Annotated in this window: 15 protein-coding genes and 2 tRNA genes; 11 read left to right on the top strand and 6 right to left on the bottom strand. The window is 48.4% G+C overall.

Annotation, left to right across the window (positions count from 1 at the left end; genetic code table 11):
* Nucleotides 1-42: 42 nt before the first annotated feature.
* Nucleotides 43-1,242: a type III PLP-dependent enzyme gene (locus tag L6J37_RS15225; protein ID WP_192014506.1), complete on the bottom strand. Its 1,200-nt coding sequence runs from the start codon at nt 1,240-1,242 to the stop codon at nt 43-45.
* Nucleotides 1,243-1,560: 318 nt separating this feature from the next.
* Complete coding sequence (locus L6J37_RS15220; RefSeq protein WP_237795738.1) at nt 1,561-2,301, bottom strand: hypothetical protein; 741 nt, start codon at nt 2,299-2,301, stop codon at nt 1,561-1,563.
* A gap of 257 nt (nt 2,302-2,558) precedes the next feature.
* Here L6J37_RS15220 and L6J37_RS15215 point away from each other — a divergent pair, with 257 nt between their 5' ends.
* From L6J37_RS15215 to L6J37_RS15195, 5 genes are all read left to right on the top strand, one after another.
* Nucleotides 2,559-2,840 (top strand): type II toxin-antitoxin system Phd/YefM family antitoxin, encoded by a 282-nt coding sequence (locus L6J37_RS15215; protein WP_218386776.1) that lies wholly within the window; start codon nt 2,559-2,561, stop codon nt 2,838-2,840.
* Entirely contained in the window at nt 2,818-3,168 is a 351-nt protein-coding gene (locus L6J37_RS15210; protein ID WP_218386774.1) for a type II toxin-antitoxin system RelE/ParE family toxin, read from the top strand. Before L6J37_RS15215 ends, L6J37_RS15210 begins: the two co-directional genes overlap by 23 nt.
* 608 nt (nt 3,169-3,776) lie before the next feature.
* On the top strand, nt 3,777-6,251 hold the full coding sequence (locus tag L6J37_RS15205; RefSeq protein WP_237795736.1) for a tellurite resistance TerB family protein: 2,475 nt from the start codon (nt 3,777-3,779) through the stop codon (nt 6,249-6,251).
* On the top strand, nt 6,252-7,562 hold the full coding sequence (locus L6J37_RS15200) for an ATP-binding protein (protein WP_237795734.1): 1,311 nt from the start codon (nt 6,252-6,254) through the stop codon (nt 7,560-7,562). It abuts the gene before it with no gap.
* Entirely contained in the window at nt 7,559-9,754 is a 2,196-nt protein-coding gene (locus L6J37_RS15195) for a DEAD/DEAH box helicase (protein WP_237795732.1), read from the top strand. Before L6J37_RS15200 ends, L6J37_RS15195 begins: the two co-directional genes overlap by 4 nt.
* 584 nt (nt 9,755-10,338) lie before the next feature.
* On the opposite strand, the gene L6J37_RS15190 is transcribed toward L6J37_RS15195, so the two are convergent.
* Complete coding sequence (locus L6J37_RS15190) at nt 10,339-12,138, bottom strand: family 20 glycosylhydrolase (RefSeq protein WP_237795730.1); 1,800 nt, start codon at nt 12,136-12,138, stop codon at nt 10,339-10,341.
* Between the two features lie 9 nt (nt 12,139-12,147).
* Entirely contained in the window at nt 12,148-13,227 is a 1,080-nt protein-coding gene (locus L6J37_RS15185) for an ROK family transcriptional regulator (RefSeq protein WP_192017170.1), read from the bottom strand.
* A 239-nt stretch (nt 13,228-13,466) separates the two neighbouring features.
* Between L6J37_RS15185 and L6J37_RS15180 the strand changes: the two genes are divergently transcribed.
* The 5 genes from L6J37_RS15180 to L6J37_RS15160 all read left to right on the top strand — a co-directional run bounded on the left by L6J37_RS15180 (nt 13,467) and on the right by L6J37_RS15160 (nt 19,730).
* Nucleotides 13,467-14,681 carry an ABC transporter substrate-binding protein gene (locus L6J37_RS15180; protein ID WP_237795728.1) on the top strand — a complete coding sequence of 405 codons (1,215 nt, stop codon included), beginning with the start codon at nt 13,467-13,469 and terminating at the stop codon, nt 14,679-14,681.
* Nucleotides 14,682-14,732: 51 nt separating this feature from the next.
* The gene (locus tag L6J37_RS15175; RefSeq protein WP_218387110.1) at nt 14,733-15,722 is read left to right on the top strand and encodes a carbohydrate ABC transporter permease; all 990 of its coding nucleotides are present in this window, start codon (nt 14,733-14,735) and stop codon (nt 15,720-15,722) included.
* Between the two features lie 8 nt (nt 15,723-15,730).
* The gene (locus tag L6J37_RS15170; RefSeq protein ID WP_218387106.1) at nt 15,731-16,573 is read left to right on the top strand and encodes a carbohydrate ABC transporter permease; all 843 of its coding nucleotides are present in this window, start codon (nt 15,731-15,733) and stop codon (nt 16,571-16,573) included.
* A gap of 2 nt (nt 16,574-16,575) precedes the next feature.
* On the top strand, nt 16,576-17,694 hold the full coding sequence (locus L6J37_RS15165) for an ABC transporter ATP-binding protein (protein ID WP_237795727.1): 1,119 nt from the start codon (nt 16,576-16,578) through the stop codon (nt 17,692-17,694).
* Nucleotides 17,695-18,083: 389 nt separating this feature from the next.
* Nucleotides 18,084-19,730 carry a methyl-accepting chemotaxis protein gene (locus L6J37_RS15160; RefSeq protein ID WP_192017175.1) on the top strand — a complete coding sequence of 549 codons (1,647 nt, stop codon included), beginning with the start codon at nt 18,084-18,086 and terminating at the stop codon, nt 19,728-19,730.
* 545 nt (nt 19,731-20,275) lie between these two features.
* On the opposite strand, the gene L6J37_RS15155 is transcribed toward L6J37_RS15160, so the two are convergent.
* Nucleotides 20,276-20,352: transfer RNA gene (locus L6J37_RS15155), tRNA-Asp, on the bottom strand.
* Between the two features lie 42 nt (nt 20,353-20,394).
* Nucleotides 20,395-20,485, bottom strand: a tRNA-Ser gene (locus L6J37_RS15150).
* Nucleotides 20,486-20,799: 314 nt separating this feature from the next.
* Between L6J37_RS15150 and L6J37_RS15145 the strand changes: the two genes are divergently transcribed.
* Entirely contained in the window at nt 20,800-21,522 is a 723-nt protein-coding gene (locus tag L6J37_RS15145) for a YebC/PmpR family DNA-binding transcriptional regulator (RefSeq protein ID WP_192017176.1), read from the top strand.
* Nucleotides 21,523-21,550: the final 28 nt, after the last annotated feature.

The raw sequence follows: 21,550 nt of genomic DNA, 5'->3' as shown, positions 1-21,550 counted from the left end.
CAAAGAAAAAGCCCCCACCGAAGTGAGGGCTTACTGATTCCATCAGCCAATCATACGTTCGCAGCTTTGGTCATGCTCATTGAGCAATACCGTCTGCGCACGTTTAAAGAAGTTAAAATCGGTCGCGGTCGCGCTGGTGTAAGCGCCCATCATGCGGCCGATGATCACATCACCGTTATCCAGTTTCGGCAGCATGATATTTTCAGCGATCACATCAATGCTGTCGCAGGTCGGGCCGGCCAGTACACTCGGCGCGTACTCACCATCCTGCTTCAGAGTCACCAGCGGATACTGGGCGTCGTCAAACATCAAACCACTGAACGAACCGTAAATCCCGTCGTCCAGGTAATACCACATCTGACCGTCACGCTCAGCCTGCCCCATCACAGACGCGATACTGGTGACCGACTGCGCCACAATAAAGCGGCCCGGTTCTGCCAGCACCTGAACCGTTTCAGGCAGTTCGTTCAGCGCCTCGTTAATCGGCACACAGAACTGGTCAATCGGCATCACCTGCTGCGAGTAAGAAACCGGAAAACCGCCGCCAATGTCCAGCGTGCTCAGCGCCGGTAAACCACGTTCCACCACCTGCTCCATCACTTGCTTACAAGTGCGGATCGCATCAACGTATTTCTGCGGATGCAGGGTTTGTGATCCCACATGGAACGACAGGCCTTTAATACGGATATTCCAGGCTTGAGCCGTTTCAATAATCGTCAGCGCCTGCTCCGGTGAACAGCCGAACTTCTTCGACAAATCGGCAAAGGCCTCAGCGTTACGGAAACTCAGACGCACCAGCAATTCAACGTCGTTGTGATACGGTTTGAACTTCGCCAGCTCGTTCAGGTTATCCACCACAAACACAGTGCAGCCGTACGCCAGCGCGTCGCGAATATCAGCGTCACGCTTAATCGGGTGGGTGTGAATAGTGCGCTCGGCAGGGACACCTTCCTGCGCCACCAGCTCCACTTCACCACTGGTTGCCAGATCAAAACTGGCCCCTTCTTCCAGCAAAGTTCTCACCACAGCCGGGTGCGGCAGCGGCTTGAGCGCGAAGTGAAGGGTCACATTAGGCAACGCATTATTGAGTGCACGATACTGCTGGCGAATCACATCGCAATCGAGCAGTAATAACGGCGCACCGAACTGTGCCACTGAAGATTCAATTAACTGAACCTCGTCAGCCGCCAGTGTCTGAGCGGTGAAAGAATGAAAATCTAATACAGAGTGAGCATGAGCCATAGCTGGCCTCCAACAATCGATAGCACTTTTCATCCGCGATGATGAAAAGTGGAGCGTCAAAAAAAGCGCACAAGCGCAGTCAAAGTCACTCTTGGATAGTTGCTCTATCGCCTTGCCACAATATCAGCTGTGATGTACTCGGATTGGCTATCATCAAGAAGCGGCGCGATAGTAAAGTCATCATGTTTTCCGCGCAATAAAAAATTGGGCGCTCAACACAAAAAATTTTTGTGGTGACGATAGCATTTTATTATGGTGGGTTTAGGTGGTGTGTATTGGTTTGTCGCGCCTGGATTCAGCGCCCCATTCAGCATTTTCTTATGCGCGCCAGATACTCTTTTTAGGCCAAAAGAGTATCCAGAAATGCCTTTTGGTTCTCTGGTGTTGTCCGGGCCGGTTGTAGGCGCTCCCGGCGCCGACAACCTGAAAATTCATCCATGAATTTTTCCCTGGTGTGGGGTTTGCTTGAGCTGAAGTAAACGCGGTACTTCGGAACCGTTTAGCAGCAAGCATGTACTTACTCAGCGAGATTTTTACCCAAAGCGTTTTAACCTCTATGTTCTCATCTGGTAACGCAGGGATATGTAGTGGTATGTCGCGCGTAACCTCAGAGCACACCTCAGCATTTTCTTGTGCGCGCCAGATACTCTTTTTAGGCCAAAAGAGTACCCAGAAATGCCTTTTGGTTCTCTGGTGTTGTCCGGGCCGGTTGTAGGCGCTCCCGGCGCCGACAACCTGAAAATTCATCCATGAATTTTTCCCTGGTGTGGGGTTTGCTTGAGCTGAAGTAAACGCGGTACTTCGGAACCGTTTAGCAGCAAGCATGTACTTACTCAGCGAGATTTTTACCCAAAGCGTTTTAACCTCTATGTTCTCATCTGGTAACGCAGGGATATGTAGTGGTATGTCGCGCGTAACCTCAGAGCACACCTCAGCATTTTCTTGTGCGCGCCAGATACTCTTTTTAGGCCAAAAGAGTACCCAGAAATGCCTTTTGGTTCTCTGGTGTTGTCCGGGCCGGTTGTAGGCGCTCCCGGCGCCGACAACCTGAAAATTCATCCATGAATTTTTCCCTGGTGTGGGGATTGCTTGAGCTGAAGTAAACGCGGTACTTCACGCTCTGCTATCAAATGTGACAACAATCGCGAGTTGAATAGTGGCGACGAAGAAATCTTAACCCCGCTGGATGTGACGTTCGCCGAGCGGCCAGAAAGGAACACCCGCCACAATGGCCTGAATATGGACTAAATTTAGCTTTATGCTAGTCTTCGGATGTGATTACGTCTGAGAAACCATACGCAAGGCAGGAGAGAACCATGAAAGTGGAAACCATCAGCTATCTCAAAAAGCACGCAGCGAATCTGCCGCTTGATGAACCTATGACGATCACACAGAACGGGAAACCAGCCTATGTGATTGAGTCCTATGAAGAACGGAAGAAACGCGATGAAGCAGTCGCCTTAATGAAGCTTTTGTCATTCTCGGTTGATGACGCGAACAATGGCCGTGTGATGTCCAGTTCGGACTTCAAACAAAGAATGGCTAAACGTCGTGCTAATTCAGAGAAAAGTGATAATGATCAAGCCAGTACAGATTAATTATACCGACACTTTCGCAAACACCTTTGACGATGTCATCGACCACTTGGCACCGCATACCAGTGAATCGCAGGTATTGAAACGGCTAGAGAAAACGATAGATAAATTCGAAAATTTAGTAGGCTCAACACCTTACGCCGCCCCAATTTCACAGACCTTGCTGGATCTTGGAATAACCCTATTCAGGGAATACAACAATGACGGTTTTCGTTTGCTTTACCGCGTCATTGAGACGCAAGAGAGCACCATCATTTTCGGTGACGTCTTCCTAACTCAGAAGCAGAATATTGAGCAGGCTTTAATTAATTATTGTCTGTTGCATAAATAATTTTCCGATGGAGCCGTGAAGCGCCCACCAACCGAACTCCCATTGCCATAGCACATCGGCAAGTTGTTATCTCAGTACTAAGCTTGTTCAACACCTCAAATACGGCTTGTCTAGCCCCAGATTTTTTCGCAGTAACGTACAACTGGAAAGTGTGTAGCCAGCATGTGTCTTTGCTGAAGAGCCAAAACCGCTCTTCACACTTTGATAGCGTAGAAGTATTTATATCGTGGTATGTCGCGCTTCAAGTTCAGAGCACACCTCAGCATTTTCTTGTGCGCGCCAGGTACTCTTTTTAGGCAAAAAGAGTACCCAGAAATGCCTTTGGTTCTCTGGTGTTGTCCGGGCCGGTTGTAGGCGCTCCCGGCGCCGACAACCTAAAAATTCATCCATGAATTTTTCCCTAGTGAGGGGAGATTGCCTTGACTGATACAGACAAATGTCCTGAAACATTTTATCAGTAATGCGCCTCACACTTTGTTATACATCCATTTGACCAAATTTAACTAATACATCACTATGCAAAATATTAATCAACCTTGGATCATTCAATAAATTCTGGGTAGATGTAGACTTCTTTGAATGATATTCATTGATGCTGAGGGAAGAAAATGGAATTTATTGTTGGTGTACTTTTTATTTATATTCTGTACAAACTAATAACTAAAAAACCTAAATCCGCTAACAGTCCACTCCAAAATAAGACAACCTCAAAGCCTTCTGTTCGAGAAAGCCATACCAATAGCATAAAAACGACATCAGTCTCTACAAGTGACCTTGATGTGATCACTACCTTCACAACTCACACAAGCCTTGAGAAAGAAACTGAGAAATCGTCGAACTATCAAGAAAACCGATGGATTAGTGAAAACGAACAATTCCAAAACGTTAACAGCTCATCCCAAAAAAATTCAGCCTCAAAACTTGCCTCTCAAACAAACCACAGTAATAGCACAAAAACGATATCGATTTTTTCACATAATGACGATGATGAGTTTGCAACATTCACTGTTCACACAAGTTTTGGTCGTGAACCAGAAAAATCTCCGAACAAGAAAAAGGGCCGATGGATTGGTGAGAGTGAACAACTGACCATTATCGGAAGAAAGCTCAATAAAGGTCTTTTTTACTTTGGTGGGGTAATGAACTCACTTGATGGATATAGGTTAGAGCCATCTCTTATCGATGAGGAACGCCCCGTATCGAAACCTTCAATTAACATCGGATCAGAATTACATACCGACGAAACACTGGGATACTGGCCAAGTTATTCCTCTTTATCAAAAGAGTGCAGAGGAGCCTATCTAGACTGGTTAGCATCTGACCGCTCTGATCCAAACACACCAATCGGATACGTATTCATTTACTTCTATGGTTTTGAAAGAAGAATAATTGAAAACCAAACTAACTCTCAGGTATCAGATCAAGAATTCACCACATTATTTGAAGAGGTTTTACGCCTCAATAAGGTCTTCAACACAAACCGTTCTTTTAGAGGATATTCAACCACTTTTCTTGAGTTGATGGCTCTGCTCAGGCCTGCTCTACTTGAGCACCGGATTGCAGAAATACCAGATACAAACAATGCATTATCATTCAAGCTGAAACTAGCCAAAACCATAGTTAATGGACACCCTGTTGGCGCTGAGCTGGCTTTAGAGTGGTTAAAGAATACATTTGAATATTCGCTAAAAATGCCTGCCCGTAGATGTGAAGAGGAGTTTCGCAAGCTTTTCGAAATAAGGTTCTCTCAAAAATTTTGCGAAGGTGTTTATGTAAAGCCAAACAAAACCAAGCTTCGAATCAGATATCATGCAGCAAGCAACTGCATTAATAGTGTTGATTTAGGTATGGAAGAGTTACCTGATCCAAGTATTCTCAAAGGTCCCATAAAAAAACTCATCCCCATTGCAGAACAATGCACGGAAGAATTAGGTAGCTATAGTCGATACTTAGGGAAGGCTGACACCTCCAAAAATGATATAGCTGCATTGATGTTACTACCAAAAGAACTGGCAAATGAATCAAACTCACCAGTTATTGAATCATTTAAGTCATGGGCTGTTCAGGTAATTCAGAATGATGACGGGTTGACAACTGTTAAAGAGTTCTGGTCTCACACAGGAATACCGCTTCCCAAGGCAATGAACAAGAAAGAAAATGATCTCCTTATTAAACTTGCCGCTAAAGCTGATATAGGTATCGCTCCAGATATGCGTTTTCATCAAGTCAAGTTCAAAGCTGATAGCAACATTGTGTTGTTCACCCCTGGCCATAGCGATTTTTTTGAACCTGGTACTGCTTTCAACCAAGTAAGTCTGGCTATCAGGCTTGGTGCAATGGTGGCTAATATTGACGGTATTGTAGACCATGATGAAAAATTAACGCTGCAAAGCTTGATTGAGCATGATAAGCGCTTGTCTCCATTCGAGAAAAGTTCATTGAAAGCTTATTTGACGTGGCGATTGAATAGTCCAGCAAACATTGCTGGGTTAAAATCCAGAATTGAGATGCTCGATTCAACACAAATTGAATCCTTAAAGAAATCTATAATTTCCATTGCTCTTGCTGACGGTAGTGTCGATTCATCTGAAATAAAACAAATTGAGAAACTCTATACATGCCTGGGATTGGATAAATCACTTGTTACGAGCGACATTCACAACCTAACATCCACGAGAACACCTAACTCTTCCTCAGTAACAACTGCCAACGAAAGTACAGAGACGTTCCAGTTGGATCAGGACATTCTGGCGATGCATGAGAGTGATACCAGCGATGCCAAGAGCATGTTAGAAAGCATATTTGCGGTTGATAATGAGCCAGAAATAGAGACGATAAATTCGCTCCCTATAGGTCATGGCGGACTGGATAATGAGCATAAAGATCTGTTCGATATGCTGCTTAGCAAAGAAATATGGCCTCGAAATGAAGTTCATGAACTTTGCAGCAAACTTAACTTGATGGTTGATGGTGCAATAGAAACCATCAATGATTGGGCTTACGAAAAAGTAGATGCTCCTGTGTTGGATGATGATGGTGATATATACGTCGATCTCGAAATTGTCGAAGAATTAAAGGGTTAAATGATGGTTGCAAAAAAAATACGTGCAAAAGAAAGAGATGCAATTATCCAGTCGCTGAAATCTGGCGTGACTCCCAAAGTTGGGATTCAACATATTCAAGTTGGCCGGGTTAGCGAACTAAAAGCACTTCTTCAAGACATTGAACGGATCTCCGATGGTGGTTCAGCCTTTAGGCTTATTATTGGAGAATATGGTTCAGGAAAAACATTTTTCTTGAGCGTTGTTCGAGCTATCGCTTTAGAAAGAAAATTGGTAACTGTTAATGCTGACCTATCTCCAGATAGACGAATGCATGCATCTGCGGGGCAAGCGAGAAACCTATACTCAGAGCTAATGCGTAATATGTCTACGCGCAATAAACCAGATGGAAATGCACTAACCAGCGTCGTTGAAAAGTTTATAACTGAAGCGAGAAAGGAAGCTGATACGACTGGAAAAAGCATCAATACCGTTATTCATGAAAAGCTATCTTCACTTTCTGATCTTGTCGGTGGATATGACTTCGCCAAAGTGATCGAGGCTTATTGGATTGGACATGAACAAGACGATGACACAAAAAAAGCTAATGCAATAAAATGGTTACGCGCTGAATATTCAACTAAAACGGATGCCCGCAAAGATTTAGGTGTCAGAACGATAATTTCGGATACATCTTTTTATGATGCACTCAAATTAATGAGTCTATTCGTTCGCCAAGCGGGATATCAGGGGTTGCTCGTTAACCTCGATGAAATGGTAAATCTGTATAAGTTGAATAACACAACAGCTAGGACTTCCAACTATGAACAGATATTACGAATTCTCAACGATTGCCTACAAGGCACTAGTGAATATTTAGGTTTTTTACTTGGTGGAACACCTGAATTCCTACTGGACCCTAGGAAAGGTCTTTATAGCTATGAAGCCCTTCAATCCAGACTTGCGGCTAATAACTTTGCTAAGCAAGCCGGTCTTATCGATTACTCATCTCCAGCACTGCACCTTGCAAGCTTGACCCCGGAAGAGCTTTATATACTACTAAAGAATTTACGTCACGTTTATGCTGAAGGTGATGAAAGCAAATATCTTGTTCCTGACGAATCCTTAATGGCGTTCCTAAAACATTGCAGTCAGACTATCGGAGAAGCCTACTTTCGAACTCCGCGAAACACGATAAAGGCTTTTTTGGATATGCTCGCGGTAATCGACCAAAATCCAACGATAAGTTGGAACAAACTGGTTTCATCGGTTGGAATTGAAGAAGATAAGCCCTCTGATGTTAAACTTGAATTAGATGAAAGTGACGATGGCTTTGCTGACTTCAAACTATGATAAATGAACATGAAAAACTCGATATTCGAGTTCAACGTTGGATATTTGAACAAGGTTGGGTAAACCTACGTGAAATTCAATGCAAAGCAATTGCGCCGATACTTTCTGCAAACACTGACGTTTTGATTAGTGCATCGACTGCTGCGGGAAAAACCGAAGCATTTTTTCTTCCGGCTCTGAGCGCTATTGCCAATCAAGAGGAAGGAATTGGTATCCTTTATATCAGCCCACTTAAAGCTTTAATTAATGATCAAGATAGACGTTTAGAAAGCCTTTCAGATTTACTGGATATACCTGTCACCCCCTGGCACGGGGATAGCCCTAAAAGCCGAAAGAACAAGTTAAAATCTACACCAGCAGGTATTGTACTAATTACACCTGAATCACTCGAATCATTACTTATCCGAGATTCGGGATGGATGAAAAACGCATTTCTTGATTTGAAATATATCGTCATTGATGAGTTTCATGCATTTCTTGGCACAGAGCGCGGGCATCACTTACTTTCTTTGCTTCATCGACTAGAGCATCTTCTTGGGAGATTGAAGACACCCATTCCTAGAGTTGCATTAAGTGCAACCCTAGGTAATATAAGCAAAGTTCCATTATCGCTTCGACCTAATCAATCTTTACCTTGTGAAATAGTTGAGGATTCAAGTTCGACAACGACACTTAAGGTGCAAGTCAAAGGCTATGTAAACCCCGCTCAGGTAGATGTTGAAACGCCAATCGATGCTGAATACAAAATCTGCCAAGACCTGTTTAAATTTTGTCGAGGAGGAAACCATCTAGTCTTTGCAAATAGCCGGAATAGAACCGAAAGCATTGCTGCAACGCTCAGTGATTTTTGTGAGCAGCAATCCGTGCCGAATGAGTTTTACCCTCACCATGGCTCACTTTCCAAGGAACTGAGAGAAAACCTAGAGAAACGTCTTCAACAAGAGCAATACCCTACAACAGCTGTGTGTACAATGACTCTTGAGCTGGGTATAGACATTGGAAAAGTGAATTCCGTCATACAGGTCACTGCTCCTCACACTATTTCGAGCCTGCGGCAGAGAATGGGACGATCAGGAAGGCGTGGTGGTCCTTCAATACTCCGAATGTTGATTGCAGAAGATGAACTCACAAAGGATTCAAATGTTGTCGATATACTCCGATTAGAGTTAATACAATCTCTTGCAATGATCAGGCTACTCATCAATAAAGAATATGAACCAGCTGATACATCCCTTTATCATTTTTCTACACTTCTGCATCAAATACTCGCAGTAATTGCTCAATGGGGTGGTATTAGAGCCGAACAACTATTTAATTTGCTATGTAAAGAAGGGTCATTCCAACAGATCAGCGTAGATATTTTTAAAACACTACTAATACATATGGGAAATAAAGAACTAATTACCCAGTTAGGCAACGGAGAGTTAGTTTTAGGCTTATTAGGTGAGCGTATTACAAGTCATTATTCATTTTATGCTGTCTTTAATACACCTGAGGAATACAGAGTTGTTAGCGGAACAAAAACACTGGGAAGTATACCAATTGATTCACTATTGCTAGTTGGGCAGCACATTGTATTTGGAGGGAAACGATGGAAAGTAAATGATATCGATAGTGGCAAAAAAAACATTTACGTTGAAAACGCTAAAGGTGGTAAGCCTCCAAAATTTGGTGGTAATGGAATAAGTATACATGACGCCGTTCGCCAAGAAATGTTTAACATACTTAAAAAAGGTGATTACAGAATTATTGTCGGTGATAAAAAAGTTGATTTTATTGATTCGACAGCAAAAGAATTATTTGACGAAAGCTTTAATTTTTTTCATAAGGCTAATTTAGCAAGTAACTCACTGCTGGAAATTGGCAGTACGACTTATATTTTCACGTGGTTAGGGGATAAGGTGGTTAATACAATAGTCGCCCTCCTCATCATTAATGGATATAAAGCTGGTGCTTATGCTGGAGCTATTGAAGTGGAAAAAGCATCTGTTGAAGATGTTATGACAACTATTCGTAGTCTTGCATCAACACAACTACCAAGTGAAACAGAGTTAGCCAGTTCTGTATTAGAGAAACAAATAGAGAAGTTTGATCACCTATTGCCTGAAGAGATCCTATCTATTGGGTATGGCGCAAAAGTATTTGATATTAATAGAGCTAAAGAGTGGCTTTTAAGTAATGTACATTTATAAATACAGCAAAGAGTGTCTGGCGCGTATCACACAAAGCCAAAGGGAACACCGAACTCAAACGCGACATACCTACATGCCTCACCCAAAGCACCGGCCCACAACACCAAAAAAATCACAAGTCACCACCTCCCCCAGGGGAAAATTCAGGACGAATTTTCAGGTTGTCGGCGCCGGGAGCGCCTACAACCGACCCGGACAACACCAACGAACAAGTCGGCATTTCTGGGCACTCTTTGGGCCAGCAAAGAGTGTCTGGCGCGCATCAAACCAGGCTAAAGAAAGCACGAAACTCAAGCGCGACATACCTTGATGTCTAGTTACTCAGTGAATCGCTTTTCGAAAAATACAGAAACCACAGTCGCTGTATGGATTCCCGCCTGCGCGGGAATGACATATTAGTCACTCCCCCAGGGGAAAATTCAGGACGAATTTTCAGGTTGTCGGCGCCGGGAGCGCCTACAACCGACCCGGACAACATCAACGAACAAGCAGGCATTTCTGGGCACTCTTTGGGCCAGCAAAGAGTGTCTGGCGCGCATCACACAAGGCTAAAGGAAACACCGAACTCAAGCGCGACATACCCTCTATCTCTCGGTAACCTCAGGCTCCAATTCCACCTGACACAACGCCCGTAAATACCCCAACCGCGAGGCACTTTGCCGCAGACCGCCGGGGCGGTAATGAAGCAACCACAGATCGGCGTAGGCCTCTTCAACCAGGGCGAGTTTGTCCAGAATGCGGGCTTTTTCTTGCTGCGGTAAAGCGGTGATATCACGATGCCCGGCGTTGGCGTAGCTCAGGGCGATCTGACTGGCCAGCAGCATGCAGTCTGCCGTCCATAACATCTCGGCTTGCAGTGCGGAAGCGGGCAGTCCGGCGATGTCGGCTTTCAGGCTGGATAAGTCGTCCATTGCCGCGGCAATCTGCTCGGCGCTGGCGATCTCGGCGCGGCGGATATGGCGGCCTGAGCGCTGGTCAAACACGAACGGGCCATAGAAGGCGCAGTTCGGCGTGACCACGCCGCTGGTGAGATAGGCATCCTGCAGGCGATCAATCAAAGGCTGTGCCTGCGTGTAGGCTTCCCCAAAGTGAGTGCAAACTAACAGCCCGGCGTTCACACTGGCATGGCGATGCGGATCCCAGGCCATGGCGGCGCCGAACACATAACCGGGTAAGGCGGTGAAATGTTGCTGCGCGTGGCCCATATCGCCCCATTCGGAAACCTGATAACCGCAGGCGCCGTATTTCAGGGCCGATTCAGCGGCCCGGCGCATGTGCACTCTGGCGGCCTGCCCCCGGCCAGCCACTGAGGCAAAGGTGTTGGTCGATACCACCACCTGAAACGGGTAGCCAAACTCAGCCAGCTGCCGGTGCTCGTCATCGTAAGGATGATCTTCTTCATAGCCCCAGTTCAGCAATTCCAGATCGTCCGGCAGATGCGGCAAAATGTCCGGATACTGAAACAGCATGTCACTGAAAATCTGGCACGATTTTCCCCGAGCATGGGCAAGACCCAGCACTGTCTTGAGGTAATTGAGGTAAACCTGCCCTTTGCCCTGCTGCTCGCAGGCCTGCTGGCTGGCGCCTGCGCCGAGATCCATGGTTTCGTCAAAATTCAGGTTCAGGGTATCGGACGAGAAATTCGGCAACAGGGTATCGAGTAAGCCAGCAATAAACTCAGTGACACTGTCACTAAGAGGGTTCAGGCCAAAGGATTCTGGCCGGAAGTCGCCCCGATGATCATAAAAGCCGGTTGTCTGCTCAGCGAGGTGCCGGTATTGCGGATGGCACAGCCACTTTTCCATGTGCCCGAAGGTGGCCTGATTGGGGATCAACTCAATGCCCCGCTCCCGGCAATAGCGATCCAGCGCCTGAATCTCTTCGGCTGTCATCGGCGAATAATCCTGCCATACGGCCTGATGCTGCGGATAGGCGAAAGTGTGCTCGGTGTACAGTTGTAACTGGTTGATTCGCAATGCCGACCAGAAGTCCACCAGCTTAAACAAGGCCGCCATAGTCGGTACTTTGTCGCGGCTGATATCGACAATGACCCCGCGTTTGGCAAACGCAGGCTGATCGCTAATAGTCAGTGATGGCACCTGGCCGTGACAAAGCTCGATGAGCTGTGCCAGGCAATAGTGCGCATACAGGCGGCCGGGCTCGTCTGCCATGGCGATTTCAATCCCGCTGGCGGCTATCCGAATCACAAAGCCCTGACCTGGCAGACTGTCATCCTGCCGATAGCTCACGCTCGGCGAGGGGATCACCTGCGCCACCGTAGTAGGGATCACGGCAAGCAAGGCGCTGTAGTCGGTCCGCGCTGCACTGTGATCCAGTTTAAGGGTTGCTGGCTGCGGAAAGAGCTGGCTGAAATCCGGGGTCATATTGCGTCCTTACGATAAAATGCGCTGAGCGTCCAGTACCTCGAACAACACCAAGTCTGACGAAGTGATTTTACTCCATGCCAGAGCGGCAGCGCCCGCCGATACGGCTTGCGTACCCAGTGTCGAAATCTCTGTGGCCGGTTGCCAGGTCTGATGGCCTTTGAATGCGGCCAAATTGGCGTGAATCAGCCGTTCAATGTCCCTGACATAGGGCTCAACTTCGCCACCAAAAACAATCTGGTGCACATTAAGCAACCGGCCTAAGGTGGCTAATTTATCAACAAACTGGGCCAGTATCTCAGGCTCGCTCACCGGGCTCTGGTGCGGCCCGGTTTCGACATCGAACTGGCCAGACAGGCAGTCATCACCGTAAAACAACTGGCCGTTCAGTACGAACCCCAGCCCTATGCCCAAATGCCGGCTGTCGTCATGGCGGTGGTGCGAGGTGAACAGCACGTACAACAGATTGCCGCTGCCCTGTGGCCGCGACAGCATAATCTGCCCCCAGGCCGCACAGTTGGCGTCGTTATCGCAGTACACTGGGTAGCCGAGTTGTGCCGAGAGCCGCTCTGCCAGAGCGACAGGTTGCGAGATCTCAAAGGCGCTGGAAACAGAGACGACCCCGGTATCCGGTGTGACCAGACCCGGCATCCCCAGCCCGATAGCCAGTACCTTGCCCCAGCGGCTTTCTACCTCGCGAAGCACAGGCGCCAGCACATCTCCCAGTTGCTCAAGCGGTTGCGTGCCGGGGTGATAGCTCACTATCTTGCGGTACAGGATCTGACAGGCAAGGTTAAGCACCGACAGGTTGATCTGGCTGTCGGTTAGCTCTACGCCAACCAGAACACCGAGTTGCTTGTTCAGTTGCAAAGACACCTTTGGCCGTCCGCTCTGGGGGGGGCCGTTCCGGTTGGACACTTCAGTAATCAGTTGTTTCTCTGCCAGCGAACTGACGATTTTAGTAATTGTCGATTTATCCAGTCCCAGCCGGTCTGCAATATCAATACGGGAAATGTTCTGGTATCGCCACAGCACGTCTATAACGCGAGAGGTGTTAACCTGTTTGATGTTTGGTGCCTTTCTAATCATTTAGTTTCCATTAGAAACTTATTGTGTTGAATTTATTGTTAATCAATCTCTCCGCTGAATTCAAGGCTTAATTTCCCTTATTTCTAACTCTGTTAACTTAACCATGCATTCCAAGGTTACCCTTATAGTTGTTATCTTCTTGTTAACATAATTGTGATTTTGATCCTTGCATCCGCGGCTAATTTCTCTACATTTTTACTTAGTTTCCAACCGAAACTAAATATCATAAGGAAGGCGATATGAAACGTAAGTCAGGAATTACCGCAATCTCTGCCCTGCTGGGCTTGTTGGTGGCCACCCCCATGTCTGCATTCGCGGAAGAAACCCTCACCCTCTGGACCTGGCGCAAACAGGAGCGCCCGCTATGGGAGGCGGTCTCGAAAGCCATGGATGACGTCAACATCAAGGTGGAAGTTTTCAAGGGCGTCGATTACAACTCCCGTTTACGACTGGGCTTGCAGAGTGACAACGGGCCTGACCTGTTTCAGGGGCGTCCCGGCGCTTCATTTATTGATCAGTACGCCAATGCCGGCGTGATAGCACCGCTGCCCGCCACGGTCGATATCAGCGGTATTTCGCCAGCCACTCTGGTTGCAGCTACCGGTTCCGACGGTAAGATCTATGGCGTGCCCTTTGCGGTGCAGACCGTTCAGATCATTTATAACAAGGCCATTTTCAACCGGCTGAACCTCGACGAGCCCAAAACAGCTGAGCAGTTCGTGGCTGTGATGAAAACCCTGAAAGAGAACCGGGTGATCCCGCTGGAAGTACCGGGCCGCGCTGGCTGGGCACTGGCAATGATGAGCGCCGGACTGGAAGCCGGTCTGTCCGGCGAAGGCATGAAACAGGTCGCCAGCCGTCAGTCTCCCTTTACCGCTGAGGGTTATCAGCAGGTAGCCGACACATTCGCCAGCTGGCAGCCGTACATTAATCCATCGGCAGCGGCACAGGACTATAACGGAATGCGGGCGAATATCGCGCTGGGTGATTCTGCCATGATCATTGATGGTTTGTGGTCCACCTCGCCACTCTCGACTATCGCGCAGACCGATCCCAGTGTAGAACTTGGCCTGATGCCAATTCCGGGGCACGGCGGCAAAGTCTATGCCTTTGCAGACGGTGCTTATCTGGTCAATGCCAAAGGAAGTAAACGCGAAGCTGCCGATAAATTGCTGGCCTTCACCGCCACCAAAGCATTCGCCCAGTTATTTGCAGATCATGTTGGCGAGCTGTCGACTTACGCCGAAGGCATTACCTACCAGGGGAAATATCAGGCCGAAGCGGCCAGCTTTGTTTCACAGCACGCGCAACCCTACCTGACCTGGAAGGGGCCTTTTAACGTGCAGTATGAGGAAATCGTCGGCCCGGCTTACCAGAAATTTCTGGCAGGTAAAGTCGATGCCAAGGGTCTGACGCAGGAAATCGAAAACGGTTTTAAAGCGAAGAACCTGTAACCTTTTTCTGTTGGCCTGCTCCGGCAGGCCATTTCCCCAAACGGAGTCGTTATGCCACACGCCCCTAGCCCTGATGACTATTCAGACGATCTGCCCGCTGAGCTGCTGCGCGGCGATGTTAAGAAAGCGCAAGGTTTGAGTTTCCGGCAAAAAGAGAAACTCCAGTACGCCCTGCTGCTGATCCCCGGCTGTCTGTTATACGGGATATTCAACCTGTTACCTTTAATCGGCACACTGGTGCTGTCCTTCTTCGACTGGCCGGGAATCGGGCCGGCAACTTTTGTCGGCTTCGACAACTTCACCAAGTTGCTCGCCGATGAGTACATGAGCAACCAGCTCTGGAATGCGTTTCAGCAGACGTTTGTATTTTTTGCCATTTGTATCAGTCTTTTTCTGGGATTAGGCACAACCTTCGCGCTGTTGCTGAGCTGGAACACCGCCGGTAAATCAGCATATAAACTGCTGTTTTTCATGCCTTATCCGCTGGCTGCCGTGGCCGTTGCTTTTCTTGGTCAGTTAATCGTTGACGTGCGCGGCCCGTTAAATCAGCTGATGATGCACTGGGATCTGATCAGCTCGCCGCTGATGTTTCTGGGAGAAGCCGATACCGCGCTGCCAACCATTGCCCTGTTTCAGTCCTGGCAGAAGCTTGGCTTCTCCATCATGCTGATTCTGTCGGCCATTCTGGGCGTACGGGCTGATTTGCTGGAAGCGGCAGTACTGGACGGCGCCAACCGCTGGCAATGTATCCGTCATGTGGTTTTTCCCGTGCTGGCGCCCGCCTTCGTGCTGATTACCATTCTGACCATGGTCGATGTCTTCAATAATGCCGAGTACGTGCTGATTCTGATGGGCCCGGATGCCGGTCCTTATTATTCCACCGATATTTTAGGCACCTTTCAGTACCGTACCGCATTTGGCACCAGCGGCGGCTCCGGCACTGCCGATCTTGGCATGGCTGCCGCTATCGGCATGGTGATATCAGTGCTGATTTTACCGGCCACCATTTATCTCGCGCTTCGCAATATGCGCAACCGATAGGACAGCTTATGGAAAGGATTTTCAAACTTCGCCCAATGGAGCAGGTACTGGTGCAGTTTCTGTTACTGGCCTGGGCTCTGGTGGTCGCCATCCCCTTTGGCCTGGCGTTTATCAACTCCATGAAAGGCAGCCTGGGCCAGGTGATTCGTGCGCCCTTTTCTCTGCCGGACAGCTGGCAGTTTGATAACTATGCCGCGGCCTGGGAAATGGCCAATTTCAGTGGTTACTTTATGAATTCGCTGATTATCAGCGTTGGCACCGTCGCGGTTGCCGTTTTGTTCAGTACCATGGCGGCCTTTGTGCTGGCCCGGGTTGAGTTTCGGGGCAACCGCACCATTTTCATTCTTTTTATGATCGGGGTGATCGTGCCGCTGCGTCTGGCAATGGCGCCTCTTTTTGTGGTAGTGCAAAGTCTGGATCTGCTCAACTCACTGCTGGGAATTATTCTGGTGCAGGCGGCCAGCATGATGCCTGTGGCGGTGTTTATTCTCAGTACCTTCTTTAAACACCTTTCACCGGAAATTGAGCAGGCGGCGCGGGTCGATGGCGCTTTGCCCTTTCAGATTTACTGGAAGATAGTGCTTCCTCTGGTCAAGCCTGCCATCGCCACGGTTGCCCTGTTGTCTTTTGTCAGTGCCTGGAACGAGTACCTCTTCCCGCTGCTGTTTTTGCAAGATCGCAGTTTATATCCGCTAACGCTGGGACTGCAGGAGTTTCAGAACGAATTTGCCATCCAGTGGCACATGATGTTTGCCGGACTGATCATCATGATGGCACCCACACTGATCGCATTCTTACTCGCATCAAAAGCCTTTATTCAAGGTCTGACCCAAGGTGGAATTAAGGAATAGCCATGGCTCACATTCAACTGAGAAACATCAAAAAACACTACGGCCAGACCGAAGTACTGAAAGGTATCGATCTGGAAATCAATGACAGGGAATTTGTCACCTTTGTCGGCCCGTCCGGTTGCGGGAAATCCACTTTATTGCGAATGATTTCAGGCCTTGAGGAGCCCTCGTCCGGCACTATTTTTATTGATGGGGAAGACGTCACCCGAGAAGCACCGGCCGACAGAGGCATCGCCATGGTGTTTCAGTCTTATGCCCTGTACCCGCAGATGACAGTATGGGAAAACATGGCGTTTGCGCTCAATATTGATAAGCAACCCAAAGACAAAGTAAAAGAAAAAGTCGAGCTGGCCGGTAAGATGCTTAAACTCGATCACCTGTTCGATCGCCTGCCCAAGGCGCTGTCGGGCGGTCAGCGACAGCGTGTGGCAATCGGCCGGGCCATAGTCCGCAACCCTAAGCTTTTCCTGTTTGATGAGCCGCTGTCCAATCTGGATGCCGAGTTGCGGGTCGACATGCGAATCCAGATTGCCGAGCTGCATCGCTCACTGTCGGCCAGCATGGTGTATGTGACCCATGATCAGGTGGAAGCCATGACGCTGGCCGACAAAATTGTGGTGCTACGTGATGGCCGTATTGAACAGGTGGGCGCGCCGCTGGATCTCTACTACCATCCGGCAAACCAGTTTGTGGCAGGCTTTATCGGCTCGCCCAAAATGAACTTCATTCCGGTTACAGTTATCAGCGCTGATGCTTGCAGCACCACTGTATCTGTAGCCGATCAGCACCAGATCACTATCAACAGGGACGGCAGCACAGTGAGACCGGGCGATCACATCACACTGGGTATACGCCCTGAGCACTTGCTGGTTGCAACACCGGATTCGATGGATGATGGCAGCACAGTGTTAAATATGCAGATCAATGTGGCGGAATACCTTGGTGCGCTGTCGTATATTCACTGCTATTCCGGCGACATAGACAAACTGAGCCTGATGATGGATGGCGAAAAAGCATTGCTGCATGACCTGAAGAACGGCGCCAGTATGGCCGTTTCCCTGCGCGCTGAGTATTGCCATTTATTTGATCAGAATACGCAGTCATTACCACCCGCATGCTGAACCTGAACAACCGGCCCCCTGCAGTCAGGGGGCTGAACAAAGCCCGTCTTTGTGCAACATTCCGTCATACCTGACTGGTCGCTGCTGTTTGAAAAAGGCACCGATACCCGCTTTCGAACGATGGTGCATAGCCAAAGGTGTTACTTCCAGCCCAACTTCATTTATTTACTCAGATAATTAACCAAAATGACATTGATGAAATGAATAAATAAACGAATGATGTGCGATGACATAATAGCCTTGTCTGTATTCAAATCAGTCAAGGCAATAAAGACACAATAAGTCGCTCACATCGGGTTACAAAGGCAGGCTAACACCGGCAAACTCCCCCACGTCTCAGTGTTATTCCGCCCCTTTTCATTCTATGGATATGTAAATAAGAGATAACAATGCTAATAAATACACTGACCTTAAGAACAAAGCTGATACTCGCGGTATTGCTTCCGTGCATCATGTTATTACTTGTCGGCATAATCAGTTATTCGACCATGTCTCAAATAGGGCTAAAGTCAGAACGGCTTTACATGAATACTGCCACGCCAATGCGCGCTATGGCTGAAGTCGCTTCACGCATTCCGAGAATGCGCGTGGGGATCGACATGATGTTATTTCAGGAAATTGATGGCCTGAAAGACGCCAAAGGCGTACAGACCAGGATCAATGAAACACGCACCGAAGACATTCCGGAAATGCGTGCTGCAATTGAGCAATCGGTAGCTGCGCAGATTAACCCTGAATTACGCCGGGAAGCGCAGAAATTACAACAACGCTTTGAAGCCACGATCGCCTCAGATCTCAACCCCATGCTGGCTGCGCTGGAAAAAGGTAATCTGTCCGATGCCTACCGCTATTACACCCAGTACGCCGTCGATTATGGCGTCATGCGTCAAGACACCAATACGCTGCTGGATACCCTGTTAACTCAGGCCGAAACCTTCAACAATGAAGCCCAGAGCAGTTTCAATGACGGGCAACGCAATCTGGTGATGATTATCATTGTTGCGCTGATCGTCTCTTTCCTGGTGTCTTTCATCATTATTCAGAACCTGCGCTCAAGGGTAGCGATTCTTCAGCAAACCATTAAAACGGCTGAACAGGACATGGCGCTCAGCACCAGAATTGAACTGGACGGTAACGATGAGCTGAACGCGATCAGCCAGACGCTGAATAATTTCTTCGCCAAGATTCACCGCTCTGTGGAAGAAGTGGCGCAAAGCTCAAGAAACTTAGCCAAAACAGCCCAAGCCGTGGCATCAACTGCACAGACAACACAAAGCAACTGCTTAACGCAGCGAGACCGAACCATACAGGTGGCGACGGCCATTAATGAGTTAGGGGCGACAGTTAATGAAATCGCCAATAACGCAGCCCAGGCGGCGCATATCGCAAAAGAAGCCACCACACAGGCTCAGGATGGCAGCCAGGTGGTTGAGCAATCCAGAGAGAAAATGAGCGAGCTGAGCAATGACTTGGGTGACATTACCGGTGTGATTGAAGCGCTCGCGCACCAGGTCACCGATATCAGTGCCATTCTGGATACTATCCGCAGCATTTCAGAGCAGACTAATTTGCTGGCGCTGAATGCCGCCATTGAAGCTGCCCGTGCCGGTGAACAGGGTCGCGGCTTTGCGGTCGTTGCCGATGAAGTCAGAACCCTGGCTTCACGCTCTGCCGGTTCCACCGAAGAGATACAGGAAGTGATCAACAGACTGCAGAATGAATCGACCAGAGCCGTCAACGCTATCTCTCAGGGACGCCAGCAAGGTTCTGATGTCGCAGAACAAGCGAACCAGGCGACCGGGTCACTCGCCCAGATCGCCACCTATATCGATCAAATCAGCGAGCAAAACATTCAGGTGGCCACCGCCACGGAAGAGCAATCCTCCGTGGTACATGAAATCAACCGCAATATTGAAGACATCAACCATTTAACCTCAGAGACCGCCGACATCGCCAACGAACTCACTGCATCCAGCGGCGAGCTTCAGGCCTTGTCGAAGCAACTTGATCAACTGGTTGGCCGCTTCAAGCTGTAAATCATTTCGCGAGATCGTTTCGCCACTACCTCCTCCACATCCAACAAGCCTCTTCGACACAGAAGAGGCTTGCCCACAGCACAAATCACCATCCCGGTTTTCAGCTATCCGACCACAGAACGGATAAAAACCCAACATATAACAAAAAGCCTCGGCATTGCTGCTGAGGCTTGGTGTGCTGGCGGACGGCTGAGGTCGCACACGACCGGGACTCATCCGACCATAGGGCGGAAATAGATTCAATGCATAACAAAAAACCCCTGCATTTCTGCTGAGGCTTCGTTGTAGTGGCGGAGCGGACGGCTGGGGTCGCACACGACCGGGAATCGATGGTCCGGCATTCCGGCCCGCGACCCAAAGTGCGCAGCACTTTCGGGGGCGCTTAGATACAAAAAAACCCCAGCATTTCTGCTGAGGCTTCGCTGTAGTGGCGGACTGACGGGAATCGATGGTCCGGCATTCCGGCCCGCGACCCAAAGTGCGCAGCACTTTCGGGGGCGCTTAAATACAAAAAACCCCAGCCTTTCGGCTAGGGTTTCGTGTAGTGGCGGAGCGGACGGGACTCGAACCCGCGACCCCCGGCGTGACAGGCCGGTATTCTAACCAACTGAACTACCGCTCCAATTCTTTTAAAACCGCTGTTAAACAGCAACTTTATGGAATGTGGCGGAGAGATAGGGATTTGAACCCTAGATACGCTATTAACGTATGCCGGTTTTCAAGACCGGTGCTTTCAACCACTCAGCCATCTCTCCGTAAGTGCGGTGAATCATACCAGCTCAATTCACACTGTAAAGTACCAAGATATTCAAATGTCTATTTTTTGAGCCATAAACCGTGTTTTTCATGTATCTGGACTATTTTTAATCACCAAAACGGTTATTTTTATAGTCTCTTCGCCTTAAAAGGGCGGAAACCAAGCTAAAATAGCCGGTGTTCACAGGTCAGATTATGGCAAATTGTCGTTTCGGCTGGTAAATGCGAAACTAGGCACTAGCCTAAATACAGACCGTGCTGATAAAATCAGCCCCTACATATCGAAAGTATCAATTACAGAGAGTGATTCCCCATGGGACGCAGTTTCGAAGTTCGTAAAGCCTCAATGGCTAAAACACAAGGCGCTAAAATCAAGGTCTATTCCAAGTACGGTAAAGAGATCTACATGAGCGCCAAAAACGGCGGTACAGATCCGGACAGCAACCTGTCTCTGCGCCGTCTGATGGAAAAAGCAAAAAAAGATCAGGTGCCTAGTCACGTGATCGAAAAAGCTATTGATAAAGCAAGCGGTGGCGGCGGTGAAGATTTTTCAACGGCACGCTACGAAGGTTTCGGACCTGGCGGCTGCTCTGTAATCGTTGACTGTCTGACCGACAACAACAACCGTACCTACATGGATGTTCGCCAGTGTTTTGTGAAGAACAACGCGAAAATCGGTGCGCCAGGTGCTGTTGCTCACATGTTCGATCATCAGGCGGTATTCCAGTTCAAAGGCGATGACGAAGAAGCCGTAATGGAAGCCCTGATCATGGGTGATGCAGATGTGACCGACATCGAAGCGGAAGACGGCATGATCACTGTTTTCGCACCGCACACTGAATTCTTCAAAGTGAAAAATGCCCTGTCTGACGCCATGCCTGATCTGGTGATGGAAGTGGAAGAAATCACTTTTGTTCCTCAGGCAATGCATCCGGTCACCGGCGACGATGTAGCCACGTTTGACAAATTCCTCGACATGCTGAACGACTGCGACGATGTGCAGAACGTTTACCACAACGCGGAAATCGAAGGTTAATCCATAAGCCGCCTTCTGAGAAGGCGGC

Source organism: Photobacterium sp. WH77 (genome assembly GCF_022014395.1).
Lineage (GTDB): Bacteria > Pseudomonadota > Gammaproteobacteria > Enterobacterales > Vibrionaceae > Photobacterium > Photobacterium arenosum.
Note: the sequence above shows the minus strand (reverse complement) of the source record. Positions and strands in the feature narration are given on the sequence as shown.